The following is a 17,250-nucleotide window of genomic DNA, read 5'->3' as shown; positions in this document are numbered from 1 at the left end:
TCAGACAAAAAAGAGAGACAGGCATCCGGCTAGAAGCCAGTGCCTGTCTCTTCAATTTGCATCAGACTATTTTATGACTATGAGAAGCTCTCCGGACTTTACCTGCTGACCGACAGATACGTTGACTGACGCTATGGTGCCTGCCTTAGGGCTGGTAATCCTCGTCTCCATCTTCATGGCCTCGACTACGACAATAGCCTGGTTTTCAGCAACCTGCTCGCCTTCCTTAACCAGTACTGAAATCACTGTTCCAGGTATTGGCGACCCAATCTCGTTAATGTTGTCAGGGTCAGCCATCTCAACAGCTGTGAATTCTCCGTTCTTGGAATCTCTCATCGTGCTGTTCTTATCCTTGATCTTTATCTCACGCCTGTTCCTGTTTACCTCGAATACGAGAGTCCTGTTTCCTTCCTGATCCGGCTTACCGATTGTCAGGAGCTTGATCATAAGCGCCTTTCCTTCAGCAACCTCAGCTTCAATGGTCTCACCTTCTGAAAGTCCGTGGAAGAAAACATCGCTGCCTATTCTTCCAAGGTCACCATACTGGGACCTGAACTTAAGGTAGCCTTCAAACACTTCAGGATAAAGGGCGTAGCTAAGTATATCCTTCATGGTCGGCTCAATCCTGTACTTGGTTGATAGCTTTTCGCTTATCGCATCAAAATCAAGCGGTGCCAATAGCTCTCCCGGCCTGCAGGTTATCGGCTCCTCTCCCTTGAGGACCAGCTTCTGGAGCCTTTCAGGGAATCCACCCATAGGCTGTCCCATCATCCCCTTGAAGTAGGAAACCACCGAGTCAGGGAATGCCATTGTGGCAGCCTTCTCGTATATGTTTTCAGGTGTCAGCCCGTTCTGGACCATGAATATGGCAAAATCGCCGACCGCCTTTGATGATGGTGTGACCTTGACTATGTCACCGAGCATGTCGTTGACGGTCTTGAACATCTCCTTGATGTCAGTGAACTTATGGCCCAATCCGAAGCTCTCTACCTGCGGCTTTAGGTTCGAATACTGGCCACCAGGGATCTCATACTTGTATATCTCGGCAGATCCGGATTTCAGACCTGACTCATACTTCCCGTATACAGGCCTCACTGCCTCCCAGTAATCGGATATCTTCTGGATGCCCTTAAGGTCGATACCAGTATCCCTCTGGGTGTTTTTAAGTGCAGCGGCAACAGAGTTCAGGGCTGGCTGGCTTGTAAGTCCAGACATGCTGTTGAACGCGGTATCTACTATGTCAACTCCAGCTTCAACAGCCATGAGGACTGTCGCGACTCCGTTTCCTGTTGTGTCATGAGTGTGCAGATGTATTGGAATTCCGATTTCGTTCTTGAGTTCTGTTACCAGCTTGAATGCCGCATGCGGCTTGAGGAGCGCTGACATATCCTTGATCGCAAGTATGTGGGCTCCTGACTTTTCGATTTCCTTTGCAAGGTCGATATAGTACTTGAGATTGTATTTTTCCTTCCTGCTGTCAAGTATGTCTCCCGTATAGCATATGGCAGCCTCTGCCACCTTGCCGTTCTTCACTACCTCATCTATGGACAGCTGCATTCCTCGAAGCTCATTTAGTGAGTCAAATATCCTGAATACATCAATTCCAGACTTCGCTGACTCCTTTATGAAGGCCTTGATGACATTGTCAGGATAGTTCTTGTATCCTACAGCATTGGCACCTCTCAGGAGCATCTGGAACAGTATGTTCGGTATCCTTCTCCTAAGCTCCTCAAGCCTTGACCAAGGTGATTCATTGAGGAACCTGTATGCTACGTCAAAGGTTGCTCCTCCCCACATCTCAATGGAGAAAAGGTCCTTTCCGTATACAGAGACCGCATTCGCGACCTTTATCATGTCCTTCGTCCTTACCCTTGTAGCCATCAGTGACTGATGAGCGTCCCTCATAGTGGTGTCCGTGAGCAGCACCTTGTCCTGCTCCTTTATCCACTTCACGAGACCCTCAGGTCCCCTGGTATCAAGTATCTGTTTGGTACCTCTTAAATCCTCTGCCCTTACATACTCTACCTTAGGAACCTTGGGCACGTCATATGCCTTCTTTACACCCATGGTCTCATTGACGACGATGTTCCCTATGAACCTCAATACCTTGCCTTCCTCATCTCCTCTTGTCGCAGATGAGATCAGGTCCGGATTTTCTTCAATGAAGCCCGTATGGCATTCACCGGCAAGGAAAATAGGATGGTTGAGCACGTTAATGAGGAAGTCGACATTAGTCTTGACTCCTGTGATGTGCATCTCAGTTATTGACCTTACCGACTTTCTTATGGCATCCTGGAAGTTCCTTGACCATGAAATGTTCTTGACCAGAAGACTGTCGTAATATGGGCTGATTTCAGCACCTGTAAATCCGTTGCCTCCATCCAGCCTTATTCCAAATCCGGAGCCAGTCCTGTAGGACTCAATCTTTCCAGTGTCAGGAGCAAAGTTCAGAGATGGGTCCTCAGTAGTTATCCTGCACTGGATCGAGAAGCCGTTAAGCTTCACATCAGATTGCGACTTAATGTTTATCTCAGGTGAATCAAGGGCAAAGCCCTCCGCAACAAGTATCTGAGCCTGGACAATGTCTATGCCTGTGACCATCTCGGTGACTGTGTGCTCGACCTGTATCCTCGGGTTCATCTCAATGAAATAATGCCTTCCAGTGCTATCCACAAGAAACTCGAGGGTTCCCGCGCTCCTGTACTTGACAGCATTGGCAAGCTTCAGTGCATCCTCATAAATCCTGTCTCTTGTTTCCTGAGGTACTGAAAAGGCAGGTGTAAACTCCACTACCTTCTGATGTCTTCTCTGAATTGAACAGTCTCTCTCAAACATATGGACTATATTGCCGTACTTGTCACCAAGCACCTGTACTTCAATGTGCTTAGGCTTTTCCAGGTATTTTTCCATGAAGATATGGTCAATCCCGAATGCCTTCCTTGCTTCATTCTTGGCGCTTGTGAAGGCGTTCTGAAGCTCGGACTCCTTCCAGACTATCCTCATGCCTCTTCCGCCACCGCCTGCAGCGGCCTTCAGCATCAGGGGATATCCGATTTCGCCGGCATGCAGTGCCGCTTCTTCTACTGACTTTACATCCTTCTCGTAGCCGGGAATGGTCGCAACACCGACCTTTCTCGCAACAATCTTGGACTTGATCTTGTCACCAAGGCTGTCCATCATCTCCCATGTAGGTCCGATGAATTCAATCCCCTCTTCTGCGCATCTCTTCGCAAATTCAGGATTCTCTGAAAGGAAGCCGTAGCCAGGATGAATGGCATCAACACCCTTCTTCAGGGCAAGGCTTATGATTTCCTCGATATTGAGATATGCATCAACAGGCCCCTTACCCTCACCAATAAGATAGGATTCATCAGCCTTTGTCCTGAAAAGTGAATACTTGTCCTCATTCGAGTAGATTGCAACTGTCCTTATCCCCAGCTCGTTGCATGCCCTAAATACCCTTATCGCGATTTCTCCGCGGTTTGCAACCAGGACCCTTTTAAATTTGCTCATGTCTTTTCCTCCCCAAAATATCCTAAATAAATGAAGCTTTACTTTTTCAATCCTGCATTTTTTCAAAAACAGGATGGTATTTTCCAAATTACCATGGAATCATTTCAAAATTATACTGCATCCACACCGTTATTTCAATAACACATACAAGTTCGCGCAAATTTTTTCTTAAATACCAGCTATTTCATCCGGAAATACACGAACATAATGGCAAGCCAGCTATATTAACTTTCGCATGAAACGCAAAGTCGCAAAATCCGTTAATTGGCGCTCAATTTTGAATATTGTCAATGGATACAAAAACGCGTATTCATATGCCGGTTACAAAAAGGATACCCCCTGTTTACAAGTACAGCACCACCTACTTGCTATAATCTAATCACAGGGACAGCAGCAATGCTTATAAATGAAGGAAATCTCTGAAAGGAGGAAATTCATATGAAATGGAGAGACAGATCAGGAAGCAGCAATGTAGGAAGAAGCAGCGGAGGTACAGGAGGTAAAATAGCGGCCGGAGGCGGGATCGGCATGATCCTTCTTCTTATTATGACGCTGCTTGGAGGTGGTGACCTTGGATCCCTGTTCCAGAACTCAGTGATAGATCCAGGCACATCCCCTTCAGTCCAGTGGACAGCAGAGGAAGAAGAGATGGCAGACTTCTTCTCAGTTGTACTGGCCGATACCGAGGTTGTCTGGGGTGACATCTTCAAGGCAAGCGGTAGAGAATATGTTCAGCCCAAGATGATGATATATTCAGGAAGCATCCAGTCTGCCTGCGGTGTAGCCGGAGAGTCAACAGGTCCCTTCTACTGCCCTACTGACCAGACCGTATATATGGATCTTACGTTCTACAAGGACCTGCGCACCAAATACAATGTGCCGGGAGATTTCGCAATGGCTTATGTCATCGCCCATGAGGTCGGGCATCATATCCAGAACCTGACCGGTATCCTTGATGAGATGGAGAAGATAAGGCAGCAGGTCAGCAAAACCGAATACAACGAGTACTCCGTGAAGCTTGAGCTGCAGGCTGACTATCTTGCAGGAGTCTGGGCAAATCATGTCCAGGGCAAGGGGTATCTTGAGGAAGGAGATATCGAGGAAGCCCTTAATGCAGCAAACGCCATAGGGGATGATACTCTCCAGAAACAGACCATGGGCTATACGGTTCCAGACAGCTTCACTCATGGCACCTCCGAACAGAGGGTTAATTGGTTCCGTAAGGGATATGAGCTCGGAGACCTATCAGGTTCTGATACATTCGGAGCAGACGACCTGTAATATTTTCCGTCAGATTTAGTGACCAAATTCCTTAACAGTGGTATCATATCCAGTGTAGAACAATTTAAAGGAGCACCTGATGGATACAATAACACTCATAAGGAACCTGCTTCTCATAGGAGTACTCATGGGAGTCGGCTTCTCAGGCCTGGCTTTCTGGAAGCTCTATGAGCAGAGGCCCGCAAACAGAAGGAACGTGAACATACTGAAAATGTCCAATCCGAAACAGCTCAGGCATTTCGGAATAGTCTCACTGGCTGCAACACTGATACTTATCGTCATAGTAGCGCTTATCTGGTAGAAAAAAACTGGCAGGGGTCTTATTTTATGAAGACCTCCTGCCAGTTTTTGAAACTTTTGGACCAACCGGACTTATTTTGCCGGACTTACTGCGAAGGAGATGATAGCTTTGGGAACAAACGAGATACTCGGAGGTGGAGGATTCCACCATATTTCAATTAATGTCTATGACATCAAGAAATCCGAGACCTTCTACACTAAAGTGCTCGGGTTCAAAAAGGTAACGGAGTTCAACTCAGGAAACAGGTCATGCATCATGCTTGATTCCGGCGATGGCGCATGCCTTGAGCTGTTTTCAGGCGGAACCCCTGATGAAAAGCCGGACTGGGCAGAGCTGCACTTTGCGCTAAGAACTGCAGATACAAGGTCCGTACTCGAAAGAGTTCGCGCTGAGGGAATGATTATAACCATGGAGCCTAAGGACCTCGTGCTCCCAAGCAATCCGCCGGCACCCATAACAATTGCCTTCTTCAAGGGACCAGACGGTGAGCTTGTTGAGCTTTTCCAGAGCAGATAATAATAGCAGGAAGCCCGTATGAGCTTCCTGCTATTTCTATTTTATCTGGATTATGTCATATTCCTGCTCAAGAAGGTCAATCCTGAGTATCCTGTTTGTCAGGAGATTTCCTCTTCCGATGATTACCTTTAGGACCTCACCTGATTCAATCGAAGCTACGAGTGCCGGTGTAAAGGATGGGTTCCCAAGCTGCTTCTCTATACCCTTGCTATTTTTCGCATTGTCAGGGTAGAGCAGCTTCAGCGTGTCATCTCCTGGGAGAATCGTCGAAACCTGTCCATACCATCCTGCTATGGCTCCATGGACCATAGGCAGGCCTTCACTCTTGCAGGCCTCCTGAAGTATCAGCCTTGCTCCTATGCTGTCCAGTGCATCGACGACAACATCATGTCCATGGATTATTCCAGATGCATTTGTCTCATCAATGAATATGTTCAAGGGCTTAATTTGAACATCGGGATTGATCAGCTTTACCCTTTCTTCAGCAGCTATCGCCTTCCCTGTTCCAATGTTTCCAGGATATGACAGCAGCTGTCTGTTCAGATTGGTCTCATCAAAGACATCACCGTCAACTGCAGTTATTTTTCCAATGCCAAGCCTTGCCAGCAGCTCGATGATATAGCCACCAAGACCTCCGCATCCGATCACGCAGACGCTGCTAGCCCTGACCTTCTCCATCTCTTCAATCGAAAGCATTCCTATGTTGCGCTCATATCTCCTGTCCATCTTATTCCCCTTCGGCTATTCAACAGACAGCCTGATTTCATCGCCGGGTCTTATGACACCGTTTCTGAGAATCTTTGTGAATATGCCTTCACGTGGCATTATGCAGTCTCCCACCATCTTCATGATCTGGCATCCCCTGTGGCATTCCTTGCCTATCTGGGTTACCTCCATGAGGACCTCTCCTATTTCCATCCTGGTTCCTACGGGGAGAGTAAAAAGCTCAATACCCTCCGTAGTGAGATTCTCAGCGAATTTTCCTGATGTAAGCTCCAGAATTCCCCTGGCACTCATTTTGTCTATACTCTCCTGTGCAAGCAGGCTCACCTGCCTGTGCCAGTTTCCGCTGTGAGCATCACCCTTTAGACCAAGGTCCGTCTGAAATTCCCCCATTTCCACCGGAGTCTTGATTACACCTTTCCTGTCACTGATGTTTACCGCTACTACCCTTGCCATCTGTCTTTCCCCCTATCTTTCAAACGTACCGGATTTTCCTCCGGTTTTTCTAAGAACCTTGATGTCCTCTATTACCATCCTTTTATCCACAGCCTTGCACATGTCAAATACGGTCAGGCATGCGACTGACGCAGCAGTCAGCGCTTCCATCTCTACCCCGGTCTTCCATACACATTTGACAGTTGCCCTGATTTCTATGGAGCATCTCCCCAGATCCGGATAAAGTTCAACAGTTACTCCATCCAGAGGCAGGTTATGGCACATTGGTATTAGTCTGTATGTATCCTTTGCAGCCATTATGCCTGCTATTCTTGCAGTAGAAAGCACATCCCCCTTCGGAAGACCGTTACTTATAATCAGGTCAAGAGTCTTCCTGTCCATTAGGACCCTTCCCGAAGCCACCGCTTCCCTTACCGTATGCTCCTTGCCGGAAACATCAACCATCCTTGCATTACCCTTTTCATCTATATGGCTCAGTTCCATTGTCAGCCTCCTATCATGCTCATTTTTCTTGATGACGAGAAGCCTTCCTCGAAATTATGGCCTCTTGGCTTGCTGTATATTATCCCCTTGATCTTATCATCGAACTCTTTGGCAGGCATATCCAGGAATCCCCTGATGTCAATTTCCCCGTTGTGGCCAAGGCATGGCCTTATCTTCCCATCAGATGTAAGCCTTATCCTGTTGCAGTCTCCACAGAACTTGTGGCTCATGGGAGATATGAATCCTACTTTTCCAAGGTATCCGTCAATTCCGTAATAGGTTGCAGGAGCACCCTTGTCTGTTTTCTTGAGGAACTTAAGGTGTGGCCTTGCCTCTATCACTTCATCGCTGTACATGATCTTATCCTTGTTCTTTTCCCCATAGAAGCCTATCGGCATGAGCTCGATGAACCTGACTTCAATCGGTTTGTCCTTTGCAAGACTAATCAGGTCGTCAATCTCATCATCGTTGATATCCTTGATCAGCACCGTATTAAGCTTCACAGGTGTAAGTCCGAGTTCAAGGGCCTTATCTATACCCTTGAGAGTCCTGGTGATGTCTCCTCCGCCTGTAATGTAGCTGAACTTGTCAGACTTCAGTGTATCGAGGCTGATGTTCAGCCTGTTCAGTCCTGCTTCCTTGAGCTTTTCAGCCATGGTGTCAAGATTTATACCGTTTGTAGTCATGGAAATGTCTTCAATTCCTGGAATCTTTGCAATCCTCTCTATGATCTCACATACATCGGGTCTCACCAGAGGCTCTCCTCCGGTTATCCTTACCTTCCTTATGCCGATCTTTGCCATCGCCTTGACGATCTTCTCTATCTCAACAGGTGAAAGGTAGTTTGAGCCCTTATCGCATAAAAGCTTACCGTCAGGATTGCAGTATATGCACTTCAGGTTGCAGTTCTCAGTGACAGATATCCTTAAATATTCTATGGATCTCCCATATTGGTCTATCATTCTATTTCCCCCTTCAAAGGATGGTCCCGCATCCTTCGGTGCTGTAGCCTCCAAGCTCCATTAGCTTTTCCTTGAATTCCTCTGACCTTATGATTCCAAGGAAGTCTGTGATGAGAATTGAATCAATGTATTCTGCAGGAGCTATGAAGTCATACTCCTCATCGCATACCGGTATGAAGTCGAGCCCGTAGATCTTAGCTGCAGAATAAATACCCATTCCACAATCTGCACTGCCGGTTGCTATCTGTATGGCTACCGACATGTGAGTCAGCTCCTCCCTGTCATAGCCATATATCTTCTCCTTGTCGACACCCTTCTGCTTCAGCAGGTAATCAAGAAGTATCCTTGTTCCGGAGCCCTTCTGCCTATTGACATACCTAAGACCGCCCCTGGCCAGGTCTTCCACCCCGGTCAGTCCGAGAGGATTTCCCTTTGCGATCATAAGCCCCTGGCTTCTTCTTACTCCGCGTATCCTTACTATATCCTGGCCTTTTAGGTACTTGTCGATATACGCTCTGTTGTATTCTCCTGTTGCCTCATCAAGCAGGTGAATTCCTGCCACATGAGCCTCTCCGCGCTTTATCGCCATTATTCCACCCATGCTGCCGACATGTGACGAGCTTACATACCTCTCGGGATTGCTCCTCCTAAGAAGGTCATATGCCACATCGATGAGCGGATCATGGCTTCCTGTAACAACCAGCGTGTTGTCGATTTCCTTGTCAGTCTTCAGAAGCTCCAGCTCGATCTCTTCGCCGGCCTCTATGCCCTCAGTGTTCATCGGTACCGTGAACAGTGCATCTGCCTTCACGAAGGAAGAGACAACTCCCGCACCTCTGCTAAGAGGTGTTGCGATCAGCTTCCCGCCTACCCTTCCAAGCTTCATCCTGACATACTCCTCGTACTTCAGAGTTGACATAAGCCTTCTCGACAGAACCGCCCTTATCTTAGGATATGTCCTCAGCGGTGATTTTATTACTGTCTCGAGGATCTCCTTGACTATCTTCTCGAGCACTATTATCCCTGATACCGGATATCCCGGAACACCTATGACTGGCTTTCCATGGACAGTTCCAAGTATGGTCGGCTTTCCAGGCTTGATCGCTATACCATGCACATGCACTTCACCAAGCTCCCCTATGGCCATTGAAGAGTAATCATCCCTTCCTGCAGACGAACCAGCATTAAGGATCACAATATCGCATTCGGTAACAGCTTTTTCTAAAGCTCCCTTGATCAGTTCAAATTTGTCGGGAACAATGGGATATGTTACCGGGATTCCTCCCCATCTTCTTACCATGGCTGAGAATATGGTTGAGTTGAACTCAAGTATCTCTCCGGGAAGTGGATCCTTCTTCGGAGCCACAATCTCATCTCCTGTAGGGATTATTCCAATTCTCGGAAGCTTCCAGACTTCAACCTGGGATATTCCGCCTGCAAGCATCGCACCCATCGTCGAAGGCTCTATCCTTGTGTTTGAGGGAACGACCATCTCATCCTGGCAAAGGTCTTCGCCAACCTGCCTGATATGCTGCCATGGTGCTGCTGCTGAAATGATCTTCACGGTATCCTCATCGATGTCGATGACATCCTCCACCATTATGACAGCATCCCGTCCGTCAGGAAGGGGATCGCCGGTATCCACCACCTCGTATCCCACACCCTTCTTCAATACAATTGGAGTGGTGTCTGTAGCTCCGAAGGTGTCATGTGCGTTTACAGCGATTCCGTCCATGGCGCTGGCGTTGTAGTGAGGAGAAGAAATCCTCGCATAAACCGCACTGCTGGTTATCCTGTCAAGTGCAGAAGGGACATCTACGGTCTCAGGCTCAAGCTTGAAGTTCCCAATTTGCAATCTGGACTTGTAGTACTTAAGAGCCTCACTTAGCTCCTTGTTTTCAAGATAAGAGTAATTCATTCAAAGCCCTCCTAAAATACCATCACGTCAACCATCTGGCCTCTTGATACACCCTCGCTTCCTCTGCTGATATGTATGTATCCGTGTGAGGTCGTCAGTGTAGAGATCATCCCTGACTTTCCAAAGACAGGACTTGCGTAAGCTTTCCCATCCTTCTCATACAGCGTTACGGAAAGATATTCCTCCCTGCCCTGATTTGAAGGATAGTTCGTATCCATTTCAGCTCTCACTGATTCCTCAAGGCTGCCGGACCTTCCTTCCATTACCTCAACCAGCCTTCTTACGAAGACATTGAATATTACGTAGGCTGAAGCAGGATGTCCTGGCAATCCTATCACAGCCTTTGTTCCGACCTTGCCTAATATGGTAGGCTTTCCCGGCTTCACAGCGATTCCGTGAACCAGAACACCTGGCTCGCCAAGCGAATCGATGACCTTCACCGTAACATCCTTTGTACCCATGGAACTGCCGCCAGAAATTACTACAATGTCGCATTTCTCCATGGCATCTCTTACGGTATCCTGTATCTCATCAAATCCATCCTTGACGATTCCGAAGAGCGCAGGCTCAAGCCCCATCCTAAGAGCAGAAGCATAAACCGCATAGCTGTTGATGTCCCTCACCTGGGCTCCTTTGGGAGCTGATCCTATCGGAATCACCTCATCACCTGTTGAGATTATACCAAGCCTTAGCTTCTTCCTTACAAGAACCTCTACATATCCCAGGGCAGCCATCATGCCGATATCCTGGCTCCTGAGCTTCTGTCCCTTCTTCAGGACCACACTGCCCTGCCTGACATCGTCCCCTCTATATACAAGTCCATTTCCAGGTGCCGCAGGCTTGTTTATGAATATGTCTCCGTCCCCGAAATCCTCGGTATACTCCACCATAACCACCGAATCAGCACCCTCAGGCAGTTCTCCACCTGTCGGTATGTAGGCAGCAGTATCAGATTTTATAGCAAACCCGGGCTTCTCACCCATCTTCACTTCTCCGACTATGTTCAGCTGACAGGGCATCGATTCGCTTGCTCCAAAGGTATCCTTTGCCTTTACAGCATACCCGTCTACAGACGACCTGTTAAAGGCAGGTATATCACTATCTGATACCAGGTCCTCATCAAGCAGCCTACCCAGCGCATCAAGTATTGATACTCGCTCGCTTCCTGGATCATTGTATTTGAAATTGTCATATATTATCCCAAAGGTCTCTTTTACACTCTTAACTTCAAACATCGTCTATTCTCCAATTCCTGAAATACTTCATTGTCTCTTCATTCTGGGGGTCCTTCAGCAGCTTCGAGGGCTCCCCCCATTCAAGTATCCGTCCCCCGCTCATAAACACGATCATGTCTGCAAGCCTCAGAGCCTGTGATGGATTATGCGTTGTCATTATGACGGTCGCTCCGCTTCTTTTGTTTACATCCCGTATCAAGTCTTCCATGAGCTCTGCACCCTGTATGTCTGTTGCAGAGGATGGCTCATCAAGCACCAGAAGGTCCTTTTTCATGACCAGGGTCCTTGCAAGCGTCACCCTCTGTGCTTCCCCTCCGGACAGCGTCCTTGCCTTCTTGTCAATGAAGGATTCCATTCCAACACGCTTCAGCGCGTCAAGTGCCATAGCTTCCTTTTCAGCTTCCGTATAACCCTTTCCATGGAGCCCGAGAAGCACATTTCCTCTGACAGTCATGTCAAAGAGGTATGAGCTTTGCGTCAGATGCGCAATCCTGTCATGAGGGATCTCTCTTTCATCGTCATAAAGTATATAGTCCCCTTCTTCACTCTCAAGTCCTGAGAGCGCCCTCAGCAGTGTTGTCTTGCCAGCACCATTGAGACCGATCACAGCTGCAATCGTTCCGCTTTCAATTACCAGGCCTTCAGCATCCAGTATGGTCCTGCCATTTCTCTGCCTTCTAGCTTTCCTGACTTCTATCTTCATTTGTCCTCCTCTCCTGGATCAGGCTGATACCCCAGTTTACAGCAAATGCTATGAGGAGAAGCACCAGACCTAAAGCTAGAGCCATGCCATAATTCCCCTTGCTGGTTTCAAGCAGTATGGCAGTTGTCATGACCCTGGTCTTGAACTGTATATTACCTCCGACTAGCATTATCGCGCCTACCTCTGCTATGGCTCTTCCATATCCTGCCGCAACAGCCGACAGGACAGGATAGCGGCATTCATAAAGCATGAGGAGGTCTGTCTTACCTTTCCCGAGACCCAAGCCTCTGCACGTCTCCCTTATTGGAACAACCTTCATGCGAATACCAGAAATCGTAAGGCTCGCAATTATCGGAGTCACTATCATTACCTGCGCTATCACCATTGCAGGAAGGCTGTAAAGAAGGCCAAAGTCTCCGAGCGGACCGGTCCTTGTCAGCAAAAGATAGACGAAGAGACCCGCCACAACAGGCGGAAGGCCCATTAGGGCATTGAGCGCTCTTATGACGAATCTCTTCAATCTGAATTCTGTGGTACCGACAAGCATTCCCAGAGGGACTCCTAAGAATGTGGATAACAGAGTGCTCGACAAAGTCATGACTAGAGTAAGCCCAATAATCCCGTAGAGCTCCCTGTCAAATGCAGCTATCAAATTCCACGCTTCCCCAAGTCCCCTTGTTATGCCAATCACTATGTCTCACCAATCTTTCATTATTTTGCGAAGTTTATCAGGAACAATCCTTCGCCATATTTATCTTTTCCATATCCTTCTATTAGGTCTAGTATCTTATCTGAAGTCAGCCACTCAATGAATATATCCACCGCTTCAGTGTTAGTATCCGGATGCTTGTCAGGATTGACTGCGATTACGCTGTACTGGTTCTTAAGGTCAGCTGATTCCTCAAGTACTATTTCAAGGTCAAGCTGGTCCTTCATGGACAGATAAGTTGCCTTATCTGTCAGAGTATATCCCTTCATCTCCGAAGTCATTGTCAGAAGTGCTCCCATACCCTTACCAGCTGCAACGTACCAGTCTCCTGCAGGTTCAATCCCCGCTGTCTTCCATAGTGCAAGCTCCTTATTATGGGTTCCTGACTTGTCTCCCCTTGAAAGGAATGTCGCTTTAGCTTCCATGACCTTCTTGAAGGCTTCTGAAGCAGTGAGTCCTGCCCCCTTAATCTTAGCCGGATCATCCTTAGGTCCTACAACTACAAAGAAGTTGTACATGAACTCTATTCTCTCCACTCCGAAGCCATCCTTCACGAAGGTCTCCTCAGCCGCTTTTGAGTGAACAAGAATAACGTCGGCGTTGCCGTCGACGGCGGTCTGTATTGCCTGTCCTGTTCCCTGGGAAAGGACATCCACTTGGATTCCTGTATCTTCCTTCAGAAATGGCAGGAGGTATTCAAGAAGACCTGAATCATTAACACTGGTAGTTGTGGAAAGTATGATCTTGGTATCGGAGAATGTCGATTTTGCAGGCTCAGTTGGAGCTGCCGGAGTCTTAGCGCATGCTGACAGAAGCATTACCGCTGTCAGTGCGAAGGAAATGAGAATGGTGCCTTTTACGGCTTTCAGATTTTGCATTATTATCCCCCTTTTCACAATGGAAGGCGCATCCGTTTCCAGAGACACCCTAACGGCATTTCGCCATGCACAGTGGTTTAGGCGATAATGCTCGAGGCTTACATGTATAGTTTACTTCTTATTGTAATCAATATCAATGATAAATTATTGACTATCTATTAACAAATTGTTGAGAAATCACTCTGATTTGTCCTGTTTGGATACAAATTCCTGAAAAATCCAATTACATACCGGTGACCCAGTTGCATTCCCATATGTTGCTTTCATTTTCCTCCACCTGACGATAAAGTATGTTAGAATACACTTGTATATTATGTTTACAAACAGGGGGATAGATTATGATAAGAGTAGGGGTACTTACAGCAAGTGACAAGGGTTCCAGGGGCGAGAGAGCAGACGAGAGCGGAAAGCTCATAATGGAAAGAGTTAAGGAGATTCCCGGCGAGGTGGCTGAATACATTGTAGTCCCTGACGACAGGGAAACAATTTCTGAAAACCTGAGGCGAATGGCTGATGAGCTTGAGCTTCATCTTATCCTTACAACAGGCGGAACCGGTATGTCCCCAAGGGACATTACTCCTGAAGCCACAATGGACGTCATCGACAGGGTCGTACCCGGCATACCTGAAGCCATGAGAGCCAAGAGCCTCGAGGTGACAAACAGAGCCATGCTTTCAAGGGCTGCTGCCGGCATAAGGAAGAGAACTCTCATAGTCAACATGCCTGGAAGCAAAAAGGCAGTGGATGAGTGCCTGGATGTCATCATACCCGTACTAAAGCACGGGATTGAGATCATGCGCGGCGAAGATGGAGAATGTGCAAGGACATAGAGATGAGGCCAGGAATCCGTTTGAGGATTCCCGGCCCTTTTTTCTAGTACTTCGCAGTAACCATCTTTTTCCTTGTGTAGAACTCAACTCCATCCTTACCGTTGGCATGCAGGTCGCCGTAGAACGACTTCTTGTAGCCTGAGAACGGGAAGAACGCCATTGGGGCAGGTACTCCCACATTTATTCCGAGCATTCCGGCATCGATGTTGTCCCTGAACTTCCTTACTGCGCTGGCGCTGTCAGTGAACAGGCAGGCACCGTTTGCGAATTCTGATTCATTCGTCAGCTTTATGGCATCATCGAGGGTGTCAACTCTGACTATAGAAAGCACTGGTGCGAATATCTCTTCTTTCCAGATCTTCATATCCGTCTTTACATTGTCGAATATGGTTGCTCCGACGAAGTATCCAGGTCCGCTGCAGGCTTCATCCAGCCTTCCATCCCTGACAAGTGTCGCGCCTGACTCAACTCCGGATTCAATGTATCCGAGCGTCTTCTTCTTGTGGACTTCCCTTATGACCGGCCCTAGGAATACATCCTTGTCCAGTCCGTTGCCCATCCTTATCTCATCTGCTGCCTTCTTCAGTTCAGCTACGAGTTTGTCTCCAACTTCTCCGACGGCAACTATTACAGATGCAGCCATGCACCTTTCACCTGCGGAACCAAATGCTGCATTTATGATGTTCTTTACCGCATTATCAAGGTCAGCATCAGGTAATACTATGCTGTGGTTCTTTGCGCCTGATAGCGCCTGAACCCTCTTGCCGTTTCCAGCGGCTGTCTTGTAGATGTACTCAGCAACAGGCTGTGAACCAACGAATGATACTCCCTTTACATCAGGATGGCTGAGTATTCCATTGACCACGTCATGCGCTCCATGTACTATGTTGAATACGCCATTCGGGAATCCTGCTTCAACTGTCAGCTCAGCGAGCCTATTGGCAAGAAGCGGAGTCCTTTCCGAAGGCTTGAGTATGAAGGTGTTTCCGCAGGCTATAGCCATAGGGAACATCCAGCAGGGAACCATCATAGGGAAGTTGAAGGGTGTTATTCCTCCGATTACTCCAAGAGGATACCTGTACATTCCTGATTCAAGTCCAGTTGCGATGTCAGGAAGCTGCGAACCCATCATAAGTGTAGGCGCTCCGCATGCGAACTCAACGCATTCTATGCCTCTCTGTACTTCACCCTTGGCTTCTCCAAGGCTCTTTCCGTTTTCCATGGTTATAAATCCTGCAAGCTCATCCCAATTCTCTACAAGGAGCTGCTGATACTTGAACAGTATTCTCGCTCTCTGAGGAACAGGAGTAGTGCCCCAGCCTTCAAAAGCCTTCTTTGCCGCAGCAACTGCCTTATCAAAATCCTCCGCTGTCGATATGGGAACCTCAGCAAGCACCTCTCCAGTTGCAGGATTCGGTACCTCATCATATCTTGCAGTGGTTGATTCCACCCATTCCCCGTTTATGAAATTCTTTAACTTTGCCATTTCTTTTCCTCCTCTATTCCTTCTTAAAATCGTAGTCGAAACACTTCCAGTATAGCTCAACAACCTCTTCATGGCTCGGGACCCTTGGTGTGTTTCCAGGACTTCCGCTTGCTATGGCATCGGTTGCCATCTTTGAAACATACTTCTCGAGGTCTTCCTTCTTGATTCCCCAGACCTTCATGTTTGGAATTCCAAGGTATCCGCAGAGCGCCTTTATCTCTGATATCGCCTTGTCTGCCCACTCGTCATCAGTCGAGAGGTCTGCTTCAGGAGCAATAAGTCTGCCTATCTCAGCCAGCTTTTCAAGAGCTTCGCTTCTTGTGAATTCCAGCACTGCAGGGAGCAGCATCGCGTTTGACACTCCATGCGGAACATGGAACAAGGCTCCTATGGGCCTCGACATTCCATGTACCAATGTGACTGAAGCGTTTGAGAACGCAGTACCCGCCTCCATGGATGCCAGGGACATCTTCTCCCTCGCCTCACGGTTATTGCCATCATCATATGCAGCCTTGAGGTTTGAGGTTATGAGTGAAATCGCTGATAGCGCGAAGGTGCTTGTTATTGGCTGAGCCTTCCTCGAGATATGAGCTTCCACAGCATGGCACAGCGCATCTATTCCGGTTGCTGCTGTGACTCCCTTGGGTGATGTCATTGTAAGCAGGGGATCTACTATCGCTACCCTTGGAAGGAATGCCTTCTGCTTTATCATCATCTTGACGTCATCTTTGGTGCTTGCTATTATCGTCACGTTGGTGACCTCGGATCCAGTACCTGATGTGGTCGGAATCGCAATGAGAGGAAGCGGAAGCTCCTTCGCCATGGTTTTACCGCCCATGTAGTCGCCTATGTATCCGCCATTGGTGGCAAGTGCAGCTACAGCCTTTGCCGTATCGATGCAGCTGCCGCCGCCGATTGCAACAACCAGGTCACACCCTCCGTCCTTGCAGATCTTAAGCGCATCATCCACGAAAAGGTCTGTCGGTTCGGTATTTGCATCCAGGTAAAAGCTGCAGGCTATACCCTTGTCTGCAAGCTCTTTCTCAACCCTTGCCACGTACCCGACCTTCTCCATTATCCTGTCACTGACTACAAGCGCTTTCTTTCCAAGTTCAGCGGCTGTTTCGCCGAGCTTGCTCAGAGCATCCTGTCCATAGACTATCTTCTCAGGCAGCTCGAACTTTGAAATCTGACTCATATCCCTACCTCCCTTTTGATGTATACGATTCCTTAAGAGCAAGAACTGTGCCAACTTC

Annotated in this window: 16 protein-coding genes and 1 riboswitch; of the genes, 4 read left to right on the top strand and 12 right to left on the bottom strand. The window is 47.9% G+C overall.

Features of this window, described 5'->3' with window-relative positions; genetic code table 11:
- Positions 1-66 precede the first annotated feature (66 nt).
- Positions 67-3,513 (bottom strand): pyruvate carboxylase, encoded by a 3,447-nt coding sequence (locus J2Z34_RS06770; RefSeq protein ID WP_209459111.1) that lies wholly within the window; start codon positions 3,511-3,513, stop codon positions 67-69.
- Positions 3,514-3,951: 438 nt separating this feature from the next.
- Here J2Z34_RS06770 and ypfJ point away from each other — a divergent pair, with 438 nt between their 5' ends.
- The 3 genes from ypfJ to J2Z34_RS06755 all read left to right on the top strand — a co-directional run bounded on the left by ypfJ (position 3,952) and on the right by J2Z34_RS06755 (position 5,611).
- Positions 3,952-4,794 (top strand): KPN_02809 family neutral zinc metallopeptidase, encoded by an 843-nt coding sequence (ypfJ, locus tag J2Z34_RS06765; RefSeq protein ID WP_209459110.1) that lies wholly within the window; start codon positions 3,952-3,954, stop codon positions 4,792-4,794.
- Positions 4,795-4,873: 79 nt separating this feature from the next.
- Positions 4,874-5,095 (top strand): hypothetical protein, encoded by a 222-nt coding sequence (locus tag J2Z34_RS06760; protein ID WP_209459109.1) that lies wholly within the window; start codon positions 4,874-4,876, stop codon positions 5,093-5,095.
- 108 nt (positions 5,096-5,203) lie between these two features.
- A complete protein-coding gene (locus tag J2Z34_RS06755; RefSeq protein WP_209459108.1) occupies positions 5,204-5,611 on the top strand; it encodes a VOC family protein in 408 nt (135 codons plus the stop codon).
- A gap of 36 nt (positions 5,612-5,647) precedes the next feature.
- Here J2Z34_RS06755 and J2Z34_RS06750 read toward each other — a convergent pair whose 3' ends face one another.
- The 9 genes from J2Z34_RS06750 to J2Z34_RS06710 form a co-directional block, all read right to left on the bottom strand.
- A complete protein-coding gene (locus tag J2Z34_RS06750; RefSeq protein ID WP_209459107.1) occupies positions 5,648-6,337 on the bottom strand; it encodes a HesA/MoeB/ThiF family protein in 690 nt (229 codons plus the stop codon).
- 15 nt (positions 6,338-6,352) lie between these two features.
- The gene (locus J2Z34_RS06745) at positions 6,353-6,790 is read right to left on the bottom strand and encodes an MOSC domain-containing protein (RefSeq protein WP_209459106.1); all 438 of its coding nucleotides are present in this window, start codon (positions 6,788-6,790) and stop codon (positions 6,353-6,355) included.
- A gap of 12 nt (positions 6,791-6,802) precedes the next feature.
- Positions 6,803-7,279 (bottom strand): cyclic pyranopterin monophosphate synthase MoaC, encoded by a 477-nt coding sequence (gene moaC, locus J2Z34_RS06740; RefSeq protein WP_280922309.1) that lies wholly within the window; start codon positions 7,277-7,279, stop codon positions 6,803-6,805.
- Complete coding sequence (moaA, locus tag J2Z34_RS06735; RefSeq protein ID WP_209459104.1) at positions 7,276-8,235, bottom strand: GTP 3',8-cyclase MoaA; 960 nt, start codon at positions 8,233-8,235, stop codon at positions 7,276-7,278. The genes moaC and moaA overlap by 4 nt, the downstream gene beginning before the upstream one ends.
- A 13-nt stretch (positions 8,236-8,248) precedes the next feature.
- Positions 8,249-10,153 carry a molybdopterin biosynthesis protein gene (locus J2Z34_RS06730; RefSeq protein WP_209459103.1) on the bottom strand — a complete coding sequence of 635 codons (1,905 nt, stop codon included), beginning with the start codon at positions 10,151-10,153 and terminating at the stop codon, positions 8,249-8,251.
- A gap of 11 nt (positions 10,154-10,164) precedes the next feature.
- Positions 10,165-11,388, bottom strand: coding sequence for a molybdopterin molybdotransferase MoeA (locus J2Z34_RS06725; protein WP_209459102.1), 1,224 nt, complete (start codon positions 11,386-11,388; stop codon positions 10,165-10,167).
- Positions 11,381-12,091, bottom strand: a complete 711-nt coding sequence (locus J2Z34_RS06720; RefSeq protein WP_209459101.1) for an ATP-binding cassette domain-containing protein — start codon at positions 12,089-12,091, stop codon at positions 11,381-11,383. Before J2Z34_RS06720 ends, J2Z34_RS06725 begins: the two co-directional genes overlap by 8 nt.
- Positions 12,066-12,782: an ABC transporter permease gene (locus tag J2Z34_RS06715; protein WP_209459100.1), complete on the bottom strand. Its 717-nt coding sequence runs from the start codon at positions 12,780-12,782 to the stop codon at positions 12,066-12,068. Before J2Z34_RS06715 ends, J2Z34_RS06720 begins: the two co-directional genes overlap by 26 nt.
- Before the next feature lie 20 nt (positions 12,783-12,802).
- Positions 12,803-13,678, bottom strand: coding sequence for an ABC transporter substrate-binding protein (locus J2Z34_RS06710; RefSeq protein ID WP_245250543.1), 876 nt, complete (start codon positions 13,676-13,678; stop codon positions 12,803-12,805).
- A riboswitch (molybdenum cofactor riboswitch) is annotated at positions 13,670-13,787 on the bottom strand. It overlaps the preceding gene by 9 nt.
- A gap of 229 nt (positions 13,788-14,016) precedes the next feature.
- Between J2Z34_RS06710 and J2Z34_RS06705 the strand changes: the two genes are divergently transcribed.
- A complete protein-coding gene (locus J2Z34_RS06705; protein ID WP_209459099.1) occupies positions 14,017-14,508 on the top strand; it encodes a MogA/MoaB family molybdenum cofactor biosynthesis protein in 492 nt (163 codons plus the stop codon).
- A gap of 43 nt (positions 14,509-14,551) precedes the next feature.
- Here the strand turns inward: J2Z34_RS06705 and J2Z34_RS06700 are convergent, their stop codons facing one another.
- Together J2Z34_RS06700 and J2Z34_RS06695 are read right to left on the bottom strand one after the other, a co-directional pair.
- Positions 14,552-15,994: a CoA-acylating methylmalonate-semialdehyde dehydrogenase gene (locus J2Z34_RS06700; protein WP_209459098.1), complete on the bottom strand. Its 1,443-nt coding sequence runs from the start codon at positions 15,992-15,994 to the stop codon at positions 14,552-14,554.
- 13 nt (positions 15,995-16,007) lie between these two features.
- Entirely contained in the window at positions 16,008-17,192 is a 1,185-nt protein-coding gene (locus tag J2Z34_RS06695) for an iron-containing alcohol dehydrogenase (RefSeq protein WP_209459097.1), read from the bottom strand.
- Positions 17,193-17,250: the final 58 nt, after the last annotated feature.

Source organism: Youngiibacter multivorans, from assembly GCF_017873395.1.
In the GTDB taxonomy this organism is placed as follows: domain Bacteria; phylum Bacillota; class Clostridia; order Clostridiales; family Clostridiaceae; genus Youngiibacter; species Youngiibacter multivorans.
This window is presented reverse-complemented; position numbering and strand designations above follow the sequence as displayed.

Coding starts and splice junctions, on each gene's coding strand:
- J2Z34_RS06770 (WP_209459111.1), bottom strand. CDS start 3,513: ATGAGCAAATTTAAAAGGGTCCTGGTTGCAAACCGCGGAGAAATCGCG.
- J2Z34_RS06700 (WP_209459098.1), bottom strand. CDS start 15,994: ATGGCAAAGTTAAAGAATTTCATAAACGGGGAATGGGTGGAATCAACC.
- J2Z34_RS06745 (WP_209459106.1), bottom strand. CDS start 6,790: ATGGCAAGGGTAGTAGCGGTAAACATCAGTGACAGGAAAGGTGTAATC.
- moaA (WP_209459104.1), bottom strand. CDS start 8,235: ATGATAGACCAATATGGGAGATCCATAGAATATTTAAGGATATCTGTC.
- J2Z34_RS06750 (WP_209459107.1), bottom strand. CDS start 6,337: ATGGACAGGAGATATGAGCGCAACATAGGAATGCTTTCGATTGAAGAG.
- J2Z34_RS06705 (WP_209459099.1), top strand. CDS start 14,017: ATGATAAGAGTAGGGGTACTTACAGCAAGTGACAAGGGTTCCAGGGGC.
- J2Z34_RS06760 (WP_209459109.1), top strand. CDS start 4,874: ATGGATACAATAACACTCATAAGGAACCTGCTTCTCATAGGAGTACTC.
- J2Z34_RS06710 (WP_245250543.1), bottom strand. CDS start 13,678: ATGCAAAATCTGAAAGCCGTAAAAGGCACCATTCTCATTTCCTTCGCA.
- J2Z34_RS06695 (WP_209459097.1), bottom strand. CDS start 17,192: ATGAGTCAGATTTCAAAGTTCGAGCTGCCTGAGAAGATAGTCTATGGA.
- J2Z34_RS06725 (WP_209459102.1), bottom strand. CDS start 11,388: ATGTTTGAAGTTAAGAGTGTAAAAGAGACCTTTGGGATAATATATGAC.
- ypfJ (WP_209459110.1), top strand. CDS start 3,952: ATGAAATGGAGAGACAGATCAGGAAGCAGCAATGTAGGAAGAAGCAGC.
- J2Z34_RS06720 (WP_209459101.1), bottom strand. CDS start 12,091: ATGAAGATAGAAGTCAGGAAAGCTAGAAGGCAGAGAAATGGCAGGACC.
- J2Z34_RS06730 (WP_209459103.1), bottom strand. CDS start 10,153: ATGAATTACTCTTATCTTGAAAACAAGGAGCTAAGTGAGGCTCTTAAG.